This is a genomic window from Agathobaculum faecis, from assembly GCF_014287995.1.
GTDB classification, from domain to species: Bacteria; Bacillota; Clostridia; order Oscillospirales; family Butyricicoccaceae; genus Agathobaculum; species Agathobaculum ammoniilyticum.
Map to the genome: position 1 here is coordinate 1 of NZ_JACOPL010000064.1, position 997 is coordinate 997.

The window sequence follows — 997 nt, forward strand, 5'->3', positions numbered from 1 at the left end:
CACAAGGCGTTAAACCGCCTTGCGAGTTCGTCAAAGTCAGACTTCTTCACATATTCCGAAAGGTTAATGTCCTGCTGCGGAGCCGCCTGCTCCTGCACGCGCTGGTAGGCTGCGAAATCCGCGCTGCCCGTCTGAAAATTAAGCTGCTTTGTATAAATGAATCCGTGCGAAATATCCGGCATGATCGTCAGCGCCCCGCCGAAATCCGTCTGTACTGCTCTTGCTTCATCCAGCGAAGCTACCGGCCGGACAATCGGTGCCGGAGGCTGTTGCGGCATGGGCTGCTGCATCATCGGCTGCTGATATGGCATTTGCTGCATTCCCTGATTGGGCAGATATGTTTGATAAGGATACGCCATCAACCCAGCACCTCCGTTACATGTTCGTTGATAGAACGTTTTTCGCTCTCTTTATAGTTGATATAATCCGCTAAATCCTTGAGCTTCCCTGTGGAAGTAAAATCGTCCACAATGCGCCTTGCACATTCCGGCGCATATCCAAGCCGCTCAAGGCGCTGCTCGTAAGCTACCATTCCAATCACGTCCTCTCTTTGGAAAACGGCGCTCGGCGACGTGAACCGAGCGTTTTTCCGTTCTCCATGATTTAATTGTAGGACAAACCGTGATTTGATGTGTGCGCTTGTGTGGCGTTTGTGTGCGGTTGTGTGCGGTTGTGTGCAAAAGCAAACCCCGTGGGTTCTCCCACGGGGCTAAGCCATATGCAGTATTCGGGCAACGTCGATCAGGCGTGCAAAGATATCCCTGGAGCGCCGCGAAACAACGGACCTGTCGTACCCGATTTCAGCGGCAATGTCCGCCTGCGGGTAGTGGTCTATCAGCGTCCTGCGGGCTATGACCGTATTCTCGAAACCCAGCGCGGCCTCGTCTATCACGGTCAACCGCTGGCTCTTCGTCAGCCGTTCCAGTTCTTCCGGCACCTTTGCACGTCCTGCCATGTTGCACCTCTATTCAGCCATATAAATGCGCTCGGTCGTTAA

3 protein-coding genes are annotated in these 997 nt (G+C 53.6%); all 3 read right to left on the minus strand.

All coding sequences use genetic code 11. The features are described 5' to 3' along the window. On the minus strand, positions 1 to 311 hold a 311-nt coding region (locus H8S45_RS15815), incomplete at its 3' end, for a hypothetical protein (protein ID WP_186950596.1). Between the two features lie 47 nt (positions 312 to 358). Then, positions 359 to 532 carry a hypothetical protein gene (locus H8S45_RS15820; protein WP_186950598.1) on the minus strand — a complete coding sequence of 58 codons (174 nt, stop codon included), beginning with the start codon at positions 530 to 532 and terminating at the stop codon, positions 359 to 361. Between the two features lie 177 nt (positions 533 to 709). Next, positions 710 to 955 carry a hypothetical protein gene (locus H8S45_RS15825; RefSeq protein ID WP_054328544.1) on the minus strand — a complete coding sequence of 82 codons (246 nt, stop codon included), beginning with the start codon at positions 953 to 955 and terminating at the stop codon, positions 710 to 712. Positions 956 to 997: the final 42 nt, after the last annotated feature.